General features: G+C 68.1%; 17 protein-coding genes. 7 read left to right on the top strand and 10 right to left on the bottom strand.

The genetic code is table 11. The annotated features are described in order from the left end of the window. Positions 1-401: 401 nt before the first annotated feature. From ALI144C_RS35290 to ALI144C_RS35280, 3 genes are all read right to left on the bottom strand, one after another. Complete coding sequence (locus ALI144C_RS35290; RefSeq protein WP_143231045.1) at positions 402-3,746, bottom strand: FkbM family methyltransferase; 3,345 nt, start codon at positions 3,744-3,746, stop codon at positions 402-404. 69 nt (positions 3,747-3,815) lie between these two features. Further along, the gene (locus ALI144C_RS35285) at positions 3,816-5,321 is read right to left on the bottom strand and encodes an FAD-dependent monooxygenase (RefSeq protein WP_076991496.1); all 1,506 of its coding nucleotides are present in this window, start codon (positions 5,319-5,321) and stop codon (positions 3,816-3,818) included. A gap of 33 nt (positions 5,322-5,354) precedes the next feature. Beyond that, positions 5,355-6,890: an amidase gene (locus ALI144C_RS35280; protein WP_441297588.1), complete on the bottom strand. Its 1,536-nt coding sequence runs from the start codon at positions 6,888-6,890 to the stop codon at positions 5,355-5,357. Positions 6,891-6,980: 90 nt separating this feature from the next. Here ALI144C_RS35280 and ALI144C_RS35275 point away from each other — a divergent pair, with 90 nt between their 5' ends. Beyond that, positions 6,981-7,505 carry a SigE family RNA polymerase sigma factor gene (locus ALI144C_RS35275; RefSeq protein ID WP_076991495.1) on the top strand — a complete coding sequence of 175 codons (525 nt, stop codon included), beginning with the start codon at positions 6,981-6,983 and terminating at the stop codon, positions 7,503-7,505. Further along, entirely contained in the window at positions 7,502-8,305 is an 804-nt protein-coding gene (locus tag ALI144C_RS35270; protein WP_143231044.1) for a hypothetical protein, read from the top strand. The genes ALI144C_RS35275 and ALI144C_RS35270 overlap by 4 nt, the downstream gene beginning before the upstream one ends. Positions 8,306-8,338: 33 nt before the next feature. Here ALI144C_RS35270 and ALI144C_RS35265 read toward each other — a convergent pair whose 3' ends face one another. From ALI144C_RS35265 to ALI144C_RS35255, 3 genes are read right to left on the bottom strand one after another with little or no spacing between them, the layout of a single operon-like run. Continuing rightward, on the bottom strand, positions 8,339-9,682 hold the full coding sequence (locus tag ALI144C_RS35265) for a glutamine synthetase family protein (protein ID WP_076991493.1): 1,344 nt from the start codon (positions 9,680-9,682) through the stop codon (positions 8,339-8,341). Between the two features lie 29 nt (positions 9,683-9,711). Beyond that, positions 9,712-9,906, bottom strand: a complete 195-nt coding sequence (locus ALI144C_RS35260; RefSeq protein ID WP_076991492.1) for a DUF397 domain-containing protein — start codon at positions 9,904-9,906, stop codon at positions 9,712-9,714. Further along, a complete protein-coding gene (locus ALI144C_RS35255) occupies positions 9,903-10,757 on the bottom strand; it encodes a helix-turn-helix domain-containing protein (RefSeq protein ID WP_076991491.1) in 855 nt (284 codons plus the stop codon). Before ALI144C_RS35255 ends, ALI144C_RS35260 begins: the two co-directional genes overlap by 4 nt. Before the next feature lie 126 nt (positions 10,758-10,883). On the opposite strand from ALI144C_RS35255, the gene ALI144C_RS35250 reads away from it, so the two are divergent. Further along, the gene (locus tag ALI144C_RS35250; RefSeq protein WP_076991490.1) at positions 10,884-11,099 is read left to right on the top strand and encodes a hypothetical protein; all 216 of its coding nucleotides are present in this window, start codon (positions 10,884-10,886) and stop codon (positions 11,097-11,099) included. Here the strand turns inward: ALI144C_RS35250 and ALI144C_RS35245 are convergent. Next, the gene (locus tag ALI144C_RS35245; RefSeq protein WP_076991489.1) at positions 11,062-12,333 is read right to left on the bottom strand and encodes an MFS transporter; all 1,272 of its coding nucleotides are present in this window, start codon (positions 12,331-12,333) and stop codon (positions 11,062-11,064) included. The genes ALI144C_RS35250 and ALI144C_RS35245 overlap by 38 nt on opposite strands. A gap of 70 nt (positions 12,334-12,403) precedes the next feature. Between ALI144C_RS35245 and ALI144C_RS35240 the strand changes: the two genes are divergently transcribed. The 4 genes from ALI144C_RS35240 to ALI144C_RS35225 all read left to right on the top strand — a co-directional run bounded on the left by ALI144C_RS35240 (position 12,404) and on the right by ALI144C_RS35225 (position 16,092). Next, a complete protein-coding gene (locus tag ALI144C_RS35240) occupies positions 12,404-13,351 on the top strand; it encodes a GlxA family transcriptional regulator (RefSeq protein WP_202819127.1) in 948 nt (315 codons plus the stop codon). 35 nt (positions 13,352-13,386) lie between these two features. Next, complete coding sequence (locus ALI144C_RS35235; protein ID WP_076991586.1) at positions 13,387-14,064, top strand: LppX_LprAFG lipoprotein; 678 nt, start codon at positions 13,387-13,389, stop codon at positions 14,062-14,064. A gap of 111 nt (positions 14,065-14,175) precedes the next feature. Beyond that, a complete protein-coding gene (locus ALI144C_RS35230; protein WP_076991487.1) occupies positions 14,176-15,708 on the top strand; it encodes an MFS transporter in 1,533 nt (510 codons plus the stop codon). Between the two features lie 48 nt (positions 15,709-15,756). Continuing rightward, complete coding sequence (locus tag ALI144C_RS35225; protein ID WP_076991486.1) at positions 15,757-16,092, top strand: hypothetical protein; 336 nt, start codon at positions 15,757-15,759, stop codon at positions 16,090-16,092. 252 nt (positions 16,093-16,344) lie between these two features. On the opposite strand, the gene ALI144C_RS35215 is transcribed toward ALI144C_RS35225, so the two are convergent. From ALI144C_RS35215 to ALI144C_RS35205, 3 genes are read right to left on the bottom strand one after another with little or no spacing between them, the layout of a single operon-like run. Beyond that, positions 16,345-17,307 (bottom strand): ABC transporter substrate-binding protein, encoded by a 963-nt coding sequence (locus ALI144C_RS35215; protein WP_076991484.1) that lies wholly within the window; start codon positions 17,305-17,307, stop codon positions 16,345-16,347. A gap of 59 nt (positions 17,308-17,366) precedes the next feature. Further along, positions 17,367-18,935 (bottom strand): alpha/beta hydrolase, encoded by a 1,569-nt coding sequence (locus tag ALI144C_RS35210; RefSeq protein ID WP_237774465.1) that lies wholly within the window; start codon positions 18,933-18,935, stop codon positions 17,367-17,369. 31 nt (positions 18,936-18,966) lie between these two features. Beyond that, entirely contained in the window at positions 18,967-20,547 is a 1,581-nt protein-coding gene (locus tag ALI144C_RS35205; protein WP_076991482.1) for an alpha/beta hydrolase, read from the bottom strand. Between the last annotated feature and the right edge of the window lie 105 nt (positions 20,548-20,652).

Raw genomic sequence — 20,652 nt, 5'->3', positions numbered from 1 at the left:
TGTCCATCTCAAAGGAACCTCATTTGACGAGGTTCATAAAAGCTCTACTGGCTTTCAATAGATCGACACACTGTTGAGTTCTCAAACAACACACGCACACCTTCTTAGTTCGGCATTCAGCCGACCCGCAAAGGGGCTTGCACTGCAAAGTCTTTGTTTTCTTCGGCTTTGCCACTCTACCAGGCTTCCGATTCGACCCGGCGAGGGGCCTACCTAGAAGCTTAGCTGGTTGGTGGCACGTCGTAGAACTTTACTCGGTCCGATTCGCGGTGTCAAATCCGCTCGACCCGGTGGGCTGTTCCTTGCTCAGTGTACCTGAGAGGCTTTCGGCCCTTCGCCGTCCCCGCCAGGCTCTTTCGTCCTGTTCCGTCCGGCTGTCCTTGCGACGGGGAGAAAGTTACTCAGGTGCCGGGGGCAATGTCAAATCGGCTGGTCAGAGGCCTGAGCCAGAGGTTTCGCTCCCCTGCGGAGGCGAGCACCTCGGCCATCTCGGCGAGCGGGGTCGTCTGCTGGTCGCCGACGAACGCGGCCTCGTAGCCCCACGTGCGGAACTCGCGCAGCGCCGTCAACGGGTCGTCCCCGAGCTCCTTCATCGCCGTCGACGAGAACGAGCAGATCACGTGCGGCCGGTCCCTGCGCAGCAACCGCACCAGGCCACCCAACGCACGATGGGTCCGGCCAGGCACATCCGCCTTGACCACGGACAACCTGAGTTTCCGCAGTGCGGGCAACGCCTCGATGGCCCGGTCGAGCCGGACCGACGGCACCGTTCGCTCGGGCTCACCCGTCCCCGGCCAGACACTCACCCCGCCGCCCAAAGCCGGGTCGGTCACCAGGGTCCCCTCGGTGTCCCACGCCGCGGCCTCGACCACGCACAGCCGGTCGGCCAAGTGCTCGGGGGTGTTCGCCGCGACATTGCGTTTGAGCAGGTCAACGGCTTTCGGATCGGGTTCCACCGCGACGACCGCACCCGAGTTGCCCATCCGGGTGAGCATCCGCAGTGTGTGGTAGCCCACATAGGCGCCGATGTCGAGGAACACCCCGTCGGGCTCGATCAGCGAGTCGATCAGGTCCGCGACCGGTTGTTCCCAAACACCGTTGCTGGACAACAAAGGCAGCATCGCGATGTCGTCGGACGGCAGGCGCAGGAGGCCCGCGTCGGAGAGCACGAGCGTGCTCCCGTCCACCCGACCATGCACCCGTTCGTGTTCCCTGACCACCACTCGTCGCAGCGCGTCAGCGGTGCGCGTCGAGGCCGACGCCGTGCGGGTGTTCTCGTCACGTTCACGCGATTGGGCGACAAGCCGGTCTTCGAGGCTTTCGATCCGGCGCAGCGCGGTGTCGAGCTGGACCGCCAGCCGGTCCACCCTGTGGTCCGGCCCGGCCGGGGCCGCCTCGACCCGCCGCACCGCCGCCAGGTCCTCCTGGCGGCGGATCACTTCTCTCGTCGACCGCTCGGTCGAGTCCACAATGGAACTCAGCATCGTGCGGACGTGGTTGTCGTAGTGGTTGAGCACGCGCAGCACTGCCTTGCGCAGCGCGGGCGCCATCGGGATGCGGTGCCCGACCTCGACGTCGGGCTCACGCAACAGCGCGTGCCTCGCCGCCTGCAACGGCGCGAACGGGTCCGGTTCGCCCGCGAGCTTGCGGCCGTGTTCCACCCGCCAGTTGCGGTACGCGTGCTCCACCCGTTCCCTCAACTGCTCGGCCGAGATCCCCACCGCGCGCACGGCGAGCACACGGGTCCGCCCGGCCGCGCCGATCTTGTCGGCCATGGCGACGTCCGGCGCGAGGTCGCGCATCAGCCTGGCGGCGTGCTGCACGTGCTCGCTCAGACCGTCCACACGGGACACGAACATCACGCTGTCCGAGTCGAACAGTTCGGCCGCGACACCGACGTTCGTCGTGATCAGCGGAACTCCCCTCGCGGCGACCGAACCCAGCTCGGTCGCCGAAGGGCATTCCTTGTCGTGCAACAGAACGACCCAGTCCGCAGCGTCCACTGCGAGCCGGTGCGCCGATTCGGTCTCGACCAGACGGATCCGCCGGTCGTGCGCGGTGGCCAGGCGGAGGCGCTCCGCCGCGGCGCGTTGTCCCGCGGCACCGCGGACAGCCAGCAGCAGCGAAACGTCCCCGCGGTCGGGAAAGGCCGCTCGGAACGCGGCGACCACGTCCGTCTCGTTGGCGCAGCAGCCCTCTTCGTGGTCGACGAAACTGGTGAAGACCGCACCGGCAGGCAGGCCGAGGCTCGTCACCGCCTCGGCGCGTTCGTCCTCGTCGCGCTCGCCCTGGTCGGGTACGGGCAGGACCACGGCCTCCGCGCCCGGCGGGGCGGGCCACGGCACCCACACGTCGTCGACGCCGACCGGCGGCGTTCCCGGCTCGTCGCGGATCTGGATCACGTAACGCTCACGCGGCGGGTCCGCCACATCGCCGCAGCACAGCACCACGGGGTAGCGCGCGTCCGACGCGATGGGCAGTCCGGACGCGCCGGCGCTCAGCCGTACGGACTCAGCGAGCGGGCCGACACCCAGCACCGACACGCCCAACTGGTCGACCAGCTGCACGCGAGCCGCCAGCGGTGCCGGTACGGCGACCGGGTGCAACCGGCCCTGCAGGACGCCTTCGGTCTCACACCACCGGCGGAACTCGTCCGCGTTGGCCCCGAACGGGTCCGGGTAGCGCTCACGCAGCCACGGGTCGTCCTCCCAGAGCGCCTTCGCCCAGACTGTGCTGCCCGACTGGCCGTCCACGGGCGCGCACGCCCAGCGGAGAAACGCCTTCTCGTCCGTCGCCGCGGGCGGCGGGTCCTCGCCGATCACCTGGGCCTCGTGCCAGGCGGCCCGGAACCGCGCACGCAGTCCGTCCGGCAGCACGGTTCCGTCGGACAACCGGGCGAACGGCCTGCCCTTGGCCGCCAGCCCGGCGTCGACGAGTTTCGCCCGGTAGTCGTCGCAGAGGCTCTCCAGGCCCGGTCGTTCCGACAGCAACGTCCTCGGCCGGTCGGTGATGTCCGCCGACAGCAGCCACGGCTTCTTCGGGTCGAAGCCGTGGAAGTGCACGGTCCGCAGCATCACGGGTTCGCCGATCGGCACCGGCATCGCGCAGTAGCCGTTGGTCAGCAGCTCCGCGTCGCGCTGGCCCGCGTTCCACACCGAGAGACCGACCCCGACGTCACGGATGACGTGGTGCCTGGCCAGCGCGGGCAGTCCGTCGAGGAAGCCGTCCGCGGCCTCCGGCGCCCTGGCCGCGTGCCGCGCCCACGAGGTCAGCACCTCCTGGGCACCGGGTCCGACCGCGAGGAACCCCGGTTCGTAGACACCCGCTTCGATCAGGTCTTCCGGCGTCGGGGCCAGTCCGTCGTGCGGCAGCGGCTGCAACACCCGTGGCACCAAGGCGAAGTCGCCTTGTTTCAACGCGTCCTTCACGATCGTGTCGACGGACGCGAGCACGAGCACCGACGGGTCGAGGTACAGCACCGGGCCGTTGGCCAGCAGTGCCTGCAGCAGCCGCGGCCGCAACACGGCACGGACCTGCTCGGCGGTGTAAGCCGTCGACAGCAGCGCCAGTTCGGCGTCGTCCACACCGATGTCGGCCGGGGTCAGCACGTCCCCGCCGGGTTCGCCGTCGACCAGGAGGATGTCGAACCTCGCACCCGGGTGGGTCACCCGGAACGAGTCGGCTGTCACCCTTGCGGCGGGAAGTTGGGCACTGGTCGCCACTGTGCACGCAGACACTTCGGTCACAGACACGAAAGTAGCCTGCCGAAGATCACGCGGATCCCGGTGGCACCCCGTTGCCGACGTCGTTCCAGGTCAGCCCGGTCGCACCGGGTCGGCACAGCCAAGCACGCGGTGCAAGGCGCCGGTCAGGGCGGCCGCCAGGTCCGGTTCGTCCCCGCTCGCCACCCACTCGACGAACCCGTCCGGGCGGACGAGCACAGCATCGACCCCGGGAACCTCGACCGCCTGGATTTCCGTGCCGAACTGCGCACGGACCTCGGCAGACGCGGTGAGCGCTGTCCACCGGGCACCGACAAGGTCGATCGTGGACGTCCGCCCACGATCCGTCTCCACCCAGCTGTGCGGGAGGCGGTGGCCTGGGCGGATCTCATCCCGCAGCACGTCGTAGTCGTCCGGTTGGTAGCCGTAGAACATCATTCCGCGCAGGTAGTCGACCGCGATCTCCTCGTAGAGGCGGTCGGGGTCCACCCGGTTCCGATAGCCCTCGTGCATCCGGCGTGACAGGGCCAGCGACGCGTCGATGGCGGCGAGCCGTTCGGGCTCGTAGGTGTCCAGCAGGTTCGGTGCCGCGTCCCCGGCGAGGACGGCGGCGATCTTCCACGCCAGGTTGTGGCCGTCCTGGATCCCGGTGTTCATGCCGAGTCCGCCTGCAGAGCTCTGCACGTGCGCCGCGTCGCCTACCAGGAACACCCGGCCGTGCCTGAGTCTCGACGCGATGCCGATCGCCGCCTCCCACGCGTTGACCGCGTGCAGGTCGATGTCGACCCGTTCGTCGCCGATCGCCGCGTGGAGCAGTTCGATGGTCCTGTGCTCGGACAGTTCCGCCAGTTCCGCCGGTTTTCCGGGGTAGTCCATGATGTGCGACGACCACTGGTCACGACCGTTCTTCGAGAACAGCGTGGCGTAGACGTGTTCGTTGCGGACAAAACAGGCGCCGGTGCCCCACGTTTCCACGATGCTGCCGAGATCGGCACGGAAGAACGCCGTGTTCAGCCTGGCCACGACGGTCCGGTCCGGCACGGTTATGCCAAGCCGCTGCCGGATCTGGCTCCTGGCGCCGTCCGCCGCGATCACGTACTCCGCCACGATTTCCTCCGGCTCGCCGGTGCGCCTGTCGACCACTTCGACCCGCACACCCGACTCGTTCGCCGCCAGATCGAGCAGCTCGACGCCGAATTCGACTGTGGCGCGGTCACCGAGGTAGTCGAGGGCGACTCGTTGCACCTCCGACTGGGTCACGTTCAACCGCGCGTCGACTGGGCTGCACGTCTCCAGCCGTGTCGCGTACCGCTCAGGCAGGCCGCTGACCTGCTGTACCGCGCCGAACGCGCTGTCTTTGAAGATCCCGGCCATCGGCGTGGACGCTGTCCAGGCGAGCCGCTCGACCTCGGCGCCCAGGCCGATCGACCGGAACAGTTCAAGGGTGCGCACGCTCGCTCCCGCACGGGGCGGCGCGCCGGTCGGATCGCGTTTGTCGATCACGACCGGCCGCACGCCCCAATGCGAGAGGAACACCGCCGTCGAAAGGCCCACTGGTCCGGCACCGACAACCAGTACCGGGATTTCCCGAGTTCTCATGAACCCACCGTGGGTCCTCAAGCCGCCTTGAGATCAAGGGGTCGTCGGCAGGAACTTCGGTGGCTTGCGGGCTTCGGTGTGCTGTTCGAAGGAGTACGCGAGCGACAGGAGTTTGCCGTCCGCCCAGCGTCCCGCCATGAACGAGAGACCGACGGGCAGTTCGCCGACGAATCCGGCAGGCACGGTCACCGCCGGGTAGCCGGAGACCGCGGCAGGCGTCGACGACGGGATGATGTCGTTGTCGCCGGTCGCGCAGTTCGTCTTCCACGCTGGCGGGTTGGTCGGCGCGACGATCGCGTCGAGCCGGTGCCGGGCCAGTGTCTCGTCGATCGAGCGTTTCGCGAGGTCGGTGAGTTCCCTGCGGCCCGCCTGGTAGCCGGGGTCGGTGGGCGGCGGCGCGGCGAGCGCCGCTTCGAACAGCTCCTGGCCTTCGAAGCAGGTCCGCTCCAGCGGGTCGCTCTTGTTGTACTCGATCAACGCGGCGAGGTCGCGTGGGCCCTTGCGGGTGGCCAGGTACTTGTCGATGTCCCGGTGGAACTCGGTGAGCAGCGCGGGGATCTCCAACTGGGCGAGGCGTTCCTGGTACGGCATCTGGATCTCGACGACCTGCGCGCCACGGGCCCGCAACTGCTCGGCCGACCTGGTCATCACGGCGTCCACGTCCGGTCCGAGGACCGGCAGCCGCCACAGGCCGATCCGGGCGCCTTTCAGCGACCGCTCGTCAAGGCGGTAGTCACGCGGCTGGTTGGCGGGCACGGCACGCGTGGCCGGGTCCTGCGGGTCGCGCCCGCGCAGTGCCGCCAGCGTGATCGCCGAGTCGACGACGTGCCTGGTCATCGGGCCCGCGGTGTCCTGTTCGGCGGAGATCGGCACGACACCGGTCCGGCTGACGAGCCCGAGCGTGGGTTTGTGGCCGACCAGCCCGGTCATCCCCGCCGGGCACACGACCGACCCGTCGGTTTCCGTGCCGATCGCCACCTGCGCCAGCGACGCCGCGATCGCCGCACCCGATCCGGCGGAGGAACCACACGGATTGCGGTCCAGGACGTACGGGTTGTGGGTCTGCCCGCCGACACCGGACCACCCGGACGTGGGTTTCGCGGCGCGGAAGTTCGCCCATTCGGAGAGATTCGCCTTACCCAGGATGACCGCACCCGCCGCGCGCAGACGTTGGACGAGGAAGGCGTCCTTCGCGGGCGGAGTGCCCATCAACGCGCGGGAACCGGCTGTGGTCCGCAGCCCGGCGGTGTCGACGTTGTCCTTGAGCAGGACGGGGATGCCGTCGAGCGGTCCGCGTGACCTGCCTTCGCGGCGGCGTCGGTCGCTGGCTTTGGCCTGGTCGGTCGCGGTCGGGTCGAGCAGCATGACGGAGTTGAGCCTGCCGTCGAGCGCACGGATCCTGGCCAGGTACATGTCGGTCAAGCGCGCCGCGGTCAGCCTGCCGTGATCCATGCTCCGCTGCAGGTCGGGGATCGTCGCGCGGTCGAGGTCGAAGGCGGGCGCGGCCGAGACCGGAGCCGCGAGTGTCGCCAGGAGGACAAGTGGTGTGGTGAAGCGCAGCCATCGCACGACGTCCACCCCACTCGCGTGGGGCACGGGCGTCAACCTCCGATTGGCCGGGGTGACAACCGCGTCGCGCCGGACGGAGTCTTCAAGGACATGAGTTTCCCCGGTGGTTCCCGCGAGCTGGACCCAGCGTTCGAGGAATTCGTCCGCGCTCGATCACCTGCGTTGCTGCGGACGGCGTTTCTGCTGGTCGGCGACCGTGGCCACGCGGAGGACCTGCTCCAGACCACGTTGTTGCGGGTCGCGTGGCGCTGGTCGGCTGCGAGCGCGCAGCCCGAAGCCTATGCGCGCCGTGTGCTGGTCAACCTCACCCGCGACCGGTGGCGCAACCTGAGCCGCCGCGTGCGGGAAAGACACCAGGCCGACCTCCCCCAGCTCGCGGCGCTCGACTCGGCCGACCGGATCGCCGAGCGGGACGCGCTGGTCCAGGCGTTGCGCCTGCTGCCGACGCGGCAACGCGAAGTCATCGTGTTCCGGTTCTACGCCGACCTGACGGTCGCGGACACCGCCCGTGTCCTCGGCTGCACCGAGGGCACAGTCAAGTCGTACACGAACCGGGCGTTGAGCCGGTTGCGCGAACTGCTCGGGGAGCACCGAGAGATCGAGGTACAGAAATGATGACCGAAGAGGAGCTGCGCGATCGGCTGCATGCCGATTCGGTCGGCATCATGCCGAAGAAGGACCTGATCCGCACCCTCGCCCATCAGCACGCCCGCAGGCACAAGCGGGCCAAGGTGGGGCTGATCGGTGGTTCGCTGGGGGCGACCGCGTTGGTGGTGACGTTGCTGGTCGGCTTGTTCACCGGTGGGGATCCGCTGCGGATCGAATCGGCGTCGCCGAGCAAGGACGAGATCGTCACCAGGGTGCGGGAAGCCGACCAGGCGGCGACCACCATGATCATGCACTTCGTCACTTACCAGGGGCAGTCGGCGGACGGCACGACACCGCCGAGAACGGAGAGCTGGGCGCTGCGTTCGGAGAACCGCGCGAGGATCAGCTCGCCGGACAGATCCGACAAGATCGTGCGGCCCGGCTACATGGAGGAAATCGACCACCGAAGCCGCATGGTCAAGGTCGACGACCAGTACCGCCTCGGTGACGACGTGGTCGCCCACGTCTCGGGCTCCGGGATCGGCGATCCGAAGTCCTGGCTGAGCGAGGGGGTCAGGGAAGTGCGGACCGACGGCGGTGACATCCACCTGGTCGCGAACCGGATGGGAGTGGAGTTCGAGCTCTGGGTGGACGCGCGGACGTATCTGTCCAAACGAGTGGTGTTCGGCGACTACCGGATGACCATCGACTGGCTACCGGCGACAGAGGAGAACCGGAGACTCCTCGACCATACGATTCCTGCCGGGTTCGGCTGGACGAAGCACGTGCGCGACACCGGGTCCCCCTTGACCCCGCCGACCACGTAGGACGAAGGGCCCTCGATCCGAGGGCCCTTCTCCTTACAGCACAGGCAGTAAAGTGCTCAGCTCGTACGGCGTCACGCTGCGGCGGTAGTTGTCCCACTCGACACGCTTGTTGCGCAGGAAGAAGTCGTAGACGTGCTCGCCGAGCGCCTCGGCCAGCAGCTCGGAGTTCTCCATCTCCGCCAGCGCCTCGCCCAGGTTCTGCGGCAGGTTCGCGTATCCGGCGGCACGACGCTCCGAATCGGACAACGACCACACGTCGTCCTCGGCGGCGGCAGGGAGCTCGTAGCCCTTCTGAACGCCCTGCAGCCCGGCCGCGATGATCACCGCGTACGCCAGGTACGGGTTGCACGCCGAGTCCAGGCTGCGGATCTCCACACGACGCGAGGACGCCTTGCCCGGCGAGTACATGGGCACACGCACCAACGCCGAGCGGTTGGCGTGACCCCAGCACACGGCAGTCGGAGCTTCGCCACCGACTATGAGTCGCTTGTACGAGTTCACCCACTGGTTGGTCACCGCGGAGATCTCGCGTGCGTGCTTGAGCAGGCCCGCCACGAACGCCTTGCCGACCTCGGAGAGCTCGTAGGGGTCCTCGGCGTCGTAGAACGCGTTGCGGTCCCCTTCGAACAAGCTCACGTGTGTGTGCATGCCCGAGCCGGGTTGGTCGGAGAACGGCTTCGGCATGAACGACGCGTGCACGCCCTGCGTCAGCGCGACTTCCTTGACCACGTACCGGAACGTCATCACGTTGTCGGCCATGGTCAGCGCGTCGGCGTAGCGCAGGTCGATCTCCTGCTGACCGGGCGCGCCTTCGTGGTGGCTGAACTCGACCGAGATGCCCATCGCTTCCAGCGCCTCGATGGCGTGCCGCCGGAAGTTGGTGGCCGTGGCGTGCGATGCCTGGTCGAAGTAGCCGCCGTTGTCGGCGGGTATCGGGACGCTGCCGTCCGACGGCAGGTCCTTGAGCAGGAAGAACTCGATCTCCGGGTGGACGTAGACGGTGAAGCCCGCCTCGCTGGCCCGCGCGAGGGAGCGGCGCAGCACGTGCCGGGGATCCGCCCAGGACGGCGATCCGTCCGGCATCGTGATGTCGCAGAACATCCTGGCCGAGTAGTGGTCGCCCTCAGGCGTCTCCCACGGCAGCACCTGGAAGGTCGACGGGTCGGGTTTGGCGACCATGTCCGACTCGTAGACGCGTGCGAACCCCTGGATCGCCGAGCCGTCGAAGCCGATCCCCTCGGCGAACGCGCCTTCCAGTTCCGCGGGCGCGACCGCGACGGACTTCAGGAATCCCAGGACGTCGGTGAACCACAGCCGGACGAACCGGATGTCGCGCTCCTCGAGCGTCCGCAGGACGAACTCTTGCTGCCGATCCATGGCGTGAGCGTAGGCATGGCGTGTTACTTCTATGTTTCGTGGGTCCGTTCAGCGAGGACGCGCCGGAGTGAGGCCACGGCCTGGCCTGTGCCGAACATCAACTCGGACGTCGGGTTCTTGCTGTCCCGCACGGCCCGTAAGGCGCCCTCGATCTCCACACAGTCGCCCTGCGGTGCGCTGCTGCTCGACTTGCGCCACCGCCCGGCTGGCTTGGGTGTGGTCATTCGTGTCGCTCCATCCCTTGGGCGATCTCGGCGATGAGCGTCTCGGAATCCTTGGCGGTCATCGCCACTTCCGTGCGGAGATGTTCCGCCGCGTTGACATACTTCGCCACCTCTTCGGGGTCCCGCAAGACCATCGGCGCGTAGTGGTGGTCGAGGAGAACGATCGGGCTCGCCGCCGAGAACTCGATCAACTCGAACTGGCCCGCGAGCATGGCGTGGTAACCGCAGGCTCGGCTTGGGACGACTTGGATGGTGACGTTCGGCCGCTCGCCCAACCACAGGATGTGCCGCAACTGGCTCACCATCTCGGCTGGCGGGATCACCGGGCGCAGGAACACCGTCGAATCGATCAGCGCGACCAGTTGGACCGGGTCCGGGCGCACGAGAATGTCCCGCCGACCCGCGCGCAGGGCGACTTGAGCCGCTATGTCGGAACGCCCGTCGTGGATGGCTCGCGCGTACTCGCTTGTTTGGAGCAAGCCGGGCAGCAGCAGGGGCGCGGCGGCGACGATCCTGCGCGCCACACGCTCGTGGTCGATCAACTGGACCGTGTTCCCGAGGATCACGGCCGGGTCGACTGTCACGGGCGTGCGGATCGCCACGGCCTGCGCGGCCAGGTCGAGAATCCGTTCGCGCTCGTCGTGCTCGGTGATGTCCAGTGCGTCGAGCAGACGCTCGTACTCGTCGTCTGTCGCCTGGTACTTGCCGTTCTCGATGTCCGAGATCCGGCTGTGCGCCTTGAACCCCGCGAACCTGGCCAGCGATCGCTGGTCGAGACCAGCGCGGTTGCGCGCGGCGCGCACCTGGGCACCGAGTTCGCGGAGGACGGCGTTCGCCTTGTTCTGATCCACGGCGTGCAGCGTACGACAACGCTACATAGCGATCAGGATCGCTCGATCAGGGCATTGGCAGCGGGTTTCCGAACGGTCATCCTTGGCCTTGAGCAGTGAACTGACAGAGGCGGGACGTGAATCGCAGTGCGTGAACCCAACGACGGCGGACTCTTCACTCACATCGAGGTGCTGCTGGACGAGTGCGCGTTTCGTGCCACCGCCAACGCCGACGGCACGACGACCCTCGACATCGACGGTGGCGCGATAGCAGGCCTGACCGCGATCCTCACGCCACGCGCACTCGACGCGATGCGTGAAGCGATCAAGCCACCTCGACGCGGGGAGTCCGCGTCTTCCTGATCAACAGGGACATCAGCGCGGCGGCGAGGCACAACAGCCCTGCTGCGTACCAAGCGGTGTCGTAGGTGCCCGTGTGGTCACGTGTCGCGCCTGCGGCGGTGGCGGCGAAGGCGGCGCCCAGTTGGTGCGAGGCGAAGACCCAGCCGAACACGATCGGGCCCGTCATGCCGAACTTGTCACGGCACAAGGCGAGCGTCGGTGGCACGGTGGCGACCCAGTCCAGGCCGTAGAAGACGATGAACGCCCACATCGGCGGTTCGACCGTCGGCGCGAACAGACCCGGCAGCAGCATCAGCGAGCCGCCGCGCAGGGCGTAGTAGGCGCCGAGCAGCCAGCGCGGGTCGATCCGGTCGGTCAGCCAGCCCGAGAAGATCGTGCCTGCCACGTCGAAGATGCCCACCAGGGCGAGCAAGCCCGCTGCCGTCGTCATCGGTATGCCGTGGTCGTGTGCCGCCGGGACGAAGTGGGTGCCCACCAGGCCGTTGGTGGACGCGCCGCAGATCGCGAAGCCGCCTGCGAGCAACCAGAACGTGCCGCTGCGCATCGACTTGGCCAGTACTTGGAGTGCCCGGCGGGCCGCGCCCTTGTTCGGGGCCGGTGGGGGTTCGGCGGTGTGCGCGCCCAGGGCCGTCGTGCCCACGTGGCTGGGGTGGTCGCGCAGGAAGATCCACACCACCGGCACCACCAGCAGCGCCACCCCCGCGATCACGAGCGACGCCGAACGCCAGCCGATGTCCGTGGCCATCGAGGCCACGAGCGGCAGGAAGATCAGTTGCCCGGTCGCGCCCGCTGCCGTCAGCACTCCGCTGACCAGGCCCCTGTGCTTCACGAACCAGCGCGACGTCATGGTCGCCACGAAGGCCAGCGACATCGACCCCGTGCCGACGCCGACGAAGACGCCCCAGAAGAGGATCAGCTGCCAACTCGTCGTCATGAACACCGTCAGGCCCGAGCCCGCCGCGACCAGCACCAGTGCGCTGGCCACGACCTTGCGCATGCCCAGCCGCTCCATCAGCGCCGCCGCGAACGGCGCGATCAGCCCGTAGAGCACCAGGTTCACCGACACGGCCGACGAGATCGTGCCGCGCGACCAGCCGAACTCCTGGTGCAGCGGATCGATCAGGACACCGGGTGCCGCGCGGAAACCGGCCGCGCCGAGCAGCGCGAGGAACGAGACGCCCGCCACCCACCAGGCCCAGTGCACGCGCCGGGTCCGCACATCGAGTTGTGTCACGCGATCAGCGTGCCGGTTCGTCGCCCATCGAAACAGTGGCCCGGCTGACAACATGCGCAATAATCTGGCCATGACCCACGTCGTCGCCGTTCTCGCGCTGTCCGAGGCCATCGGATACGACCTGACCATTCCCTCCATGGTGTTCGACGCCGCCGACGAGGACTACGACGTCCGGATCTGCGGGGTCGACGACAAGCCGGTCGACGTCTACGGCGGCTACCGGATGGTGCTGGAACACGGCCCTGAAGCGTTGGCCGAAGCGGACACCGTCGTCGTGCCCGGCACGCGCATCCTGGGTCCTCGCTCCGACGGCACCTTGCCCGCCGACGTCGCCGACGCCCTCGCGCTGGTCCGGCCAGGCACCCGGGTCATGTCGATCTGCACAGGCGCGTTCGTGCTCGCCGCGGCGGGCCTGCTCGACGGCCGCCCGGCGACCACCCACTGGAACCACACCGGGAAGTTCCGCGAGCTCTACCCCGATGTACGGCTCGACGAGGACGTCCTCTTCGTCGACGACGGCGACGTCCTCACGTCCGCGGGCCTGGCCGCGGGCATCGACCTGTGCCTGCATGTGCTGCGCAACGACCACGGCAGTGAGGTCGCCAACCGCGCCGCGCGCTACTGCGTCGTACCGTCGTGGCGGGACGGTGGACAACGGCAGTTCATCGAGCGTCCGATGCCCGAGATCGGTGACACGTCCACCGCGCCTACCCGCGCGTGGGCGTTGGGGCGGTTGTCCGACGACCTGGACCTGGACGCCATGGCGGGCCACGCGAACATGAGCGTGCGTACGTTCAGCCGCAGGTTCCGGGCGGAAACCGGGATGAGCCCAGGGAAGTGGCTGTTGAAGGAGCGCATCGAACACGCGCGGCACCTGCTGGAGAGCACCGATCTGGCCGTCGAGAAAGTGGCGCGGGAATCCGGCCTCGGCACCGCCGCGTCGCTGCGCCAACACCTTCGGGTGAACGTCGGTGTGTCGCCACTGACCTACCGGAAGACGTTCCGGCCGCCTTCATGAGGGAGTCTCAGGCACCCACCCCTACGATGCGTGCCATGTTGAAGCGTCTGCTTGTGCTCGGTGCGTTGGGGCTCGTCACCGTTGCGGGATGTTCGTCGACATCGAACGACACCGGCTCGAACGCCGGACCGCTCCCCGACGGCGCGAGCCTGCTCAAGGACGCGGCCGAGTCGATGAAACCGGTCAACAGCGCCACCTTCGCGTTGAAGGTCAACGGCCAGGTGCCCGGTGTCCCCGTCAAGGACGTCAGCGGCGACCTGACCAAGAAGGGCGACGCCAAGGGCAAGGCCCAGCTCGACCAGTTCGGGCAGACCTTCGAGGTCGACTTCGTGCTGTTCGAGAAGAAGATCTACATCAAGGCCGTCACCGGCGGGTGGCAGGAGTTCGGCGACGCCACCAAGATCTACGACCCGTCGGCGATCCTCGACCCGGAGCGGGGCGTGGCCAAGCTGCTCACGTCGATTGACTCGCCGGTCACCGAGGCGCGCGAGGACGTGGGCGGCACCAAGACCTTCCGGATCGCGGGCAAGGTCGCCAAGGACAAGGTCAAGAGCCTGGTGCCGGTGCAGTCCGACGTGAACGTCAAGATCTGGGTCAAGGAAGAGGGCAAGCACCTGCCGGTCCGCGCGCTCGTCGAGGTCTCGCCGGGCAACTCGGCCGAGATCACACTGTCCGAGGTGGACAAGCCGGTCACCGTGACCAAGCCTGTCTGACATGAGCCGTCTTCGCAGCGCCACGTGCAACCAATGTGGCCTTCGTTGCGTTTTCGGCAACGAAGGCCACATTGGTTGCAAAGCTCGGGCGCGGCAGGGGTGGGGTGCCAGGTGACCACCGTCGAAAGCGCAGTGTCCGAGGCTCCCCGCAAGGGTCGCAAGGTCGCGATCGGGGCGGGCGGCCTGGCGGTCCTGCTCGGCGCGCTGGACACGTACGTCGTGGTCAGCGTGCTCAACGACATCATGCGCGACATGCACATCGCGGTGAACAAGCTCGAGCAGGCCACGCCGATCGTGACGGCGTACCTGCTCGGTTACATCGCCGCGATGCCGTTGCTCGGGCAGGCGTCCGACCGGTTCGGCAGGCGCGCGCTGCTGCAAGCCTGCCTGGTCGGGTTCACCGTCGGCTCGGTCGTCACCGCCCTCGCCACGAACATGCCCGTGCTGGTGGGTGGCCGCGTCCTCCAGGGCATCGCCAGCGGTGCCCTGCTACCGGTGACGCTGGCGCTCGCGGCGGACCTGTGGGCCGAACGCAAGCGTTCGACCGTGCTCGGTGCGGTCGGTGCGGCGCAGGAGCTGGGCAGCGTGCTCGGGCCCATCTACGGCGTTGTGCTGGCCATCGCGTTCGGGTCGTGGCGCGGTCTCTTCTGGGTGAACGTCCCGCTGGCGGTCATCGCCATGGTCGCGATCCACTTCTCGGTCCCCGGGCGGGACAAGAACGCCCCGGCACCGGCGAAGGTGGACATCACCGGTGGCGCGCTGCTGGCGATCACGCTGGGCCTCGCCGTCGTCGGGCTCTACAACCCCGACCCGCAGAAGGCGGTCCTGCCGCCGTGGGGCGTCCCCGTGCTGATCGGCGCGTTCGTCGCGCTGCTGGTTTTCCTCGTGTGGGAGAAGCGGGCGCGGACCAAGCTGATCGACCCCGCCGGTGTGCGGATGAGGCCGTTCCTGGCCGCGCTTGGCGCGTCCGTAACCGCCGGTGCGGCGCTGATGGTCACGCTGGTCAACGTCGAACTGGTCGCCCAGACGCTGCTCGGCAAGGACCGGACCGACGCGGTGTTCCTGCTGGTCAGATTCCTGGTCGCGTTGCCGGTCGGCGCGCTGGTCGGCGGCTGGCTCGCGGCCCGGATCGGGGACCGGTGGGTGGCGTTCGGCGGTTTGCTCGTCGCCGCGGCCGGGTACCTGCTGATCTCGGGCTGGCCGGTCGACGTGCTGGCCGCGCGGCACGACCTCGGCCTGTTCAACCTGCCGAGGTTGGACACCGACCTGGTCATCGCCGGGCTCGGGCTCGGCACGGTGATCGGCCCGTTGTCGTCGGTGGTGCTACGGGTAGTGCCCGCCGCGCAACACGGAGTGGCGTCCGCCGGGGTCGTCGTGGCCAGGATGACAGGCATGCTGGTCGGTGTGGCTGCCCTCACAGCGTGGGGTCTTTACCGCTTTCACAGCCTCACCGCCAACCTCAACACGCCGTTGCCGTTCGGCAAGCCCAAGGAGCAGTTCGACGCCGAAGTCGTGGTGTACAAGGCGAAACTGTTCGAGGCGCTGAACACCGAGTACAGCGAGATCTTCCTGATCACGTCGGTGATCTGCGTGGTCGGGGCCCTGCTCGCGCTGGCGACCGGCGCGGTGCGCCGCGCCGATTGACATCGATCGTGGATTGCGAAGGCGCTGAGATTAAGAGACCCTTCAAAAGTGACCGAGCAACGGGTCGTACTGAATCTAGACGAAGCCGGCGTGGCGGTTGATCTGCCCCGGCTGGACAATGCGCAGGATATGGTCCAGGAAGTGGCGTACCGCCCGGTGGATTTCCGCGATGACGATCTGCCCTCCGCCTTGGAACGGTCGGCAGCATGGCTACGGAAGGCCGAGCAGTGGCTCGGCGAGCCGATGGACGTGATCGCGATCCACCTGGACTACGACGACAGCGGGGACGCGCCGTACTACGAGGTCAAGTTGTTGTGCAACGACGAGGACCTAGCCGGCGCGCCGATCGCGGTTCGCGAACAGCAACGGCGCGCCTCTCCCTGAAACCAGCCGTCCGCAGGGAGCCACACGGCTAGAATCGGTGGGGTAAAGCGCTGCTGATTAAGGATGTGCGCCATTACCCCACCGGATGATCTCTTCAGCCACGCCGCCGCCGACGACGCGGAGACCGCGCCGAAGACGGAAGGCAAGGCCTCCCACCAGGACCTGTTCAGCCAGCGACAAGAATCGACGCCGACCGAGGTTGCGCGGCCGAAAGCGTTGCCGCGCAACCCATTCCAACTGCCGACGTAGTCGTCAGAGCAGCATCCGGCCGGGGTCGACCTCGCCGGTCAGCATCCCGTTCGCCTTCATCAGCGCCGCAACACCTTTCAAGCGCTGGACGTCGATGGCGCCCGGGTAGACACCCAGCCGGAGCACACCGGCGATGGCCGTGTCCACCTTCGCGTAACCGGTGATCACGCTCTGCACCTCGGCCCTGTCGCTCGCGTCCCGCTGCGCCTTGACGAGCGCACGCCGGAACGCGTCGATGGTCTTCGGGTTGGCCTGGGCGAACTTCGCGGACGTCGCGTAGCCACCGATCGGCAGGTCCGCGGCCTCACCGGTGAGGGTGTCCAGCACCGGCACCGCGGCGATCTGTTGCATCGCACGGGTCAGGAACGGTTCGACGAGCAGTGCCGCGTCAACGTCCTTGCGTTGCAAGGCCGCCTGCATGTCCGGAAACGGCATTTCGGTGAACCGGACCGCGTTCGCGTCGACGCCCTTGGCCTTCATCCCGGCGCGCACGGCCAGTTCGACGACGTTGCCCCGGGTGTTCACCGCGATCTTCTTGCCCGCCAGGTCCGAGGGTGACTTGACGGTCGAGTCCGGTGTGGTCACCACGAGGAACATGTCCGGCTTGCCCCGGTAGCCGTCCGCGACCAGTTTCAGGTCGGCCACACCCTTCGCCTGCGCCGCGAGGAACGAGACCCAGTTGCCGAACGTCACGTCCAGCTCGCCGTTGACCAGACCGGGGATACCGGCCGCGCCGCCCTGGATGGTCTTGAGCTCGACCTCCACGCCCTCGTCCTTGAAGTAGCCCTTCCTGATCGCGATGTGCACCGCGGCGGTGTCCACGATCGGCAGCACGCCCAGTCTGATCCTGGCCTGTTCCACGCCCGCGGGCGCGGGGTCTTCACCGGACAGCAGGCTGCAGCCGGGCACGGCCGCGACGAGGGCAGCGGCGAGCACGCCGAGAAAGGCGCGACGTGGGCGAGTCATGCGCACAGAATGGCACGCCCGCGCGCTGTCGACCACGGCTGTCGCATCCCGTTGGACAGTCAGGAACACTTCGTGCCCTCCGCGGGAAGTTTGAGCTCGATCAGATACGCCGCACCCGCGTCGTTGACGCACTTGTTGTCGCCGAGGAACGCGGTGTGGCTGTTGGCTTCCACGGTCAGCAGCACCGCCGAGAGCGCCTTGGCCAGTTTCACGCCGGACTCGTACGGCGTCGCCGGGTCCCCTGTCGAGGAGATGACCATGACTTGGGGAAGTCCGGTCGTCTTGGGCTCGTGCGGCTGGCTCGTGTTGGGCACCGGCCAGAACGCGCACTCGTCCAGCGCGGCGACGAAGTCCTCTTCGTCGTCCAGCGCGCTCTTGGGTAAGCCCTCCCTGATCCTGCGCGTCTGCTCCTCGACTACCGCGCGGTCCTTCACCGGCGGGTCGTCGACACAGCGCACGGCGGTGAAGGCGTCGTGGATGTTGGAGTACCTGCCGTCCTCGCCGCGGCCGAGGTACAGGTCCGCCAGCCGCATCAGCACCTCGCCGTCGCCTTTGACCAGGTCGTCGAGGCTCTTCTCGAGCGTGTCCCACAGCTCTTCGGAGTACAGGCACTGCAGAACCGCGGTCACCGCGTCCGAATAGGACAGCTGCCGGTCGCCGCCGTCGGCCGGTTTGGTCTTCAGGGGATCGAGCAGCGCGTCCAGCTTCGCCTCGGCCTGGGCGGCGTCCGTGCCGACCGGGCACACGCCGTCCTTGGCGCAGGAGGCGGCGAACGCGGCGAACGCCTTCCGGAACCCGTTGGCCTGGCCGATGGCGCTGGCCACCCGGTCCGCGCCCGGGTCGACCGCGCCGTCGAGCACCATGGCGCGGACGTTGCCGGGGAAGGCTTCCGCGTACGCCGTGCCGATCCTGGTGCCGTAGGAGAAGCCGAGGTAGTTCAGCTTCTGGTCACCGAGCACCGACCGCAGCACGTCCATGTCCTTGACGACGTCCCGTGTGCCGATGTTGGCCAGCACGTCGGCGCCGGTGTTGGCGACGCACTGGTCGACGTACTCCTTGTTCTCCTTCTCCACCGCGGCAACGGCTTCCGGTCCGGTCCCGGCGACGGGCGGCGTCAGCCGGTCGGTGTCCTTGGCCTGATCGGTCAGGCACTTCACCGCCGGTTGGCTCGACCCGACGCCCCTCGGGTCGAACCCGACCAGGTCGAACCGGGCAGCCAGCGGATCATCCCACTCCTCGGCCAGCTGCGCCGCCGACGACATCCCGGACTGGCCGGGACCGCCGGGGTTGACCACCAGCGAGCCGATCCGGTCCGCACCCTTCGCGCTCTGCTTGCGCAACAAGCCGATCGTGATCTCCCGACCGTCCGGTTTGGCGTAGTCGAGCGGCACCCGCAGTCTCGCGCACCGCAGGTCGGCGTCGTCGTACAGCGACGAGCTGACCTCGTCTGTGGCGTAGTCCGCACAGTCGCCCCATTTCACCGATTGGGCGTAGAACTTCTCCAGACCTGGCGGAACCGGTCCGGACGGCCCCTTCCCGACGGGCGTTCCCTGCACAGCTGTGGAGCACGCGGTCAGCGCGAGCAGTGCGACGACCCCCAACACTCCGGTTCCCCTGGTACGGCGCACGTTCCCAAGATCGTTCGATAACGGCATTCCGTTACTCGCAGGTGATTCCGGCTCGCGGCACGGTCAGGTCGACCAGGTATCCACTACCCGCGTTGTCCACACACTTGTTGCCCTGCAGGAAAGCGGTGTGCTGGGTGGCCTGGAAGGTCAGCACGACACCGCCGAGCGCCTTGGCCAGGTTCACGCCCGCCTGATACGGCGTGGCCGGGTCCCCGGTCGTCGACACGACCAGGACCGGCGGCAGCCCTTGGACGCTGGGCACGTGCGGCTGCGATGTGTTGGGCACGGGCCAGAACGCGCACGCGTCCAACGCCGGGCTGGCCGGGTGGCCGTCGTCCAGGAACGGCGCCGCCTGCTTGTAACGCTGCTGCGCCTCGAGCACAAGCGCCTTGTCGGTGACACGGGGGTCGTCGACGCACCGCACGGCGGTGAAGGCGTCCTGTGTGGTCGAGTAGTGGCCGTCCTTGTCGCGTTCGAAGTACGTGTCGGCGAGGAACATCAACGTCTGGACGCGCTGGCGTTTCAGATCGTTCAGGCCCTTGTTGAGCGTGTCCCACAGTTCTTCCGCGTACAGCGCCTGGATCACGGCGGTCGTCGCGTCGGAATAGGACAGCTTGCGCCCACCCTCGCCGAGGTCGATCGGCCGGTCGATCAACGGCCGGACGATGTTCCAGTAGTTCTGCAGCACCTGGTCCTGGGACCGCCCGAGAGCGCAGTCCTCGCGCTGCACGCACCACCGCGTGAACGCGTCGAACGCCTTCTGGAAGCCCTCCCCCTGCGCCACGAGTTCGTCGACCACGTCCTGCTCGGGATCCAGCGCGCCGTCGAGCACGAGCGCGCGCACGTTCTTCGGGAACGTCTCGGCGTAGGTCGTGCCGAGACGGGTGCCGTAGGAGTAGCCGAGGTACGTCAGCTTCTCGTCACCCAACGCCGACCGCAGCACGTCCATGTCCTTGACGACGTCCCGTGTACCCATGGTGGCCAGGAGCTGGGCGCCGTCACCGGTCCGCTGCACGCACTTGCCCGCGTAGTCGCGCTGTTCGGCCTCCACTCTCGCCACGCCCTCCGGCGAGGCGTCCAACTCGTCGTCGTCCGCTCGTTCGGCGTCACGCTCCTGGTCGGTCAGGCAGCGGATGGCGGGTTCGCTCGAGCCGATGCCGCGCGGGTCGAAGCCGACGAAGTCGAACCGCTTGCGCAGGTCGCTGTCCTTGGCCTGGCTCGCCAGGCGGATCGCGGTGGCGAGACCGGACGCGCCCGGCCCACCCGGGTTGATCACGAGCGAGCCGATCCGGCGGCCGGGATCAGTCGCGGCCACCCGCAGCAGGCCGAGCGAGATGACCTGGCCGCTCGGGTTGGCGTAGTCCAGCGGCACCTGCAGCCGGGCGCAGCGCGCGTCCTGGGTCTTGAACGAGTTCTTGTCGTCCCCGGTTCGGGCAAATGGGACACAATCACCCCAGGTGAGCGGCTGGGCGTAGAACGTCGCCAATCCGGCGGGTACCGTCCCCGTCGGCCCCCGTTGTTCGGTCACCGATGGAGCAACGGGCGCGCCGGTGGACGAAGTGCAGGCCGCTAGTACTGCGACCAGCGTGGATACAAGGGAGAATCGCCACATACGGCCACTCAGTGTCACACCCCGATACTGCCATCGGTGTGAATGCTGGGCCGGGCGGAACTCGACATGAGCACCGTCGCGTTAAGGCTGTTACGTGCCCTGTGA

This window comes from Actinosynnema sp. ALI-1.44 (genome assembly GCF_001984155.1).
Classification (GTDB): Bacteria; Actinomycetota; Actinomycetes; order Mycobacteriales; family Pseudonocardiaceae; genus Kibdelosporangium.
The sequence above is the reverse complement of the archived record's forward strand: the minus strand, read 5'-3'. Positions and strand labels throughout refer to the sequence as shown.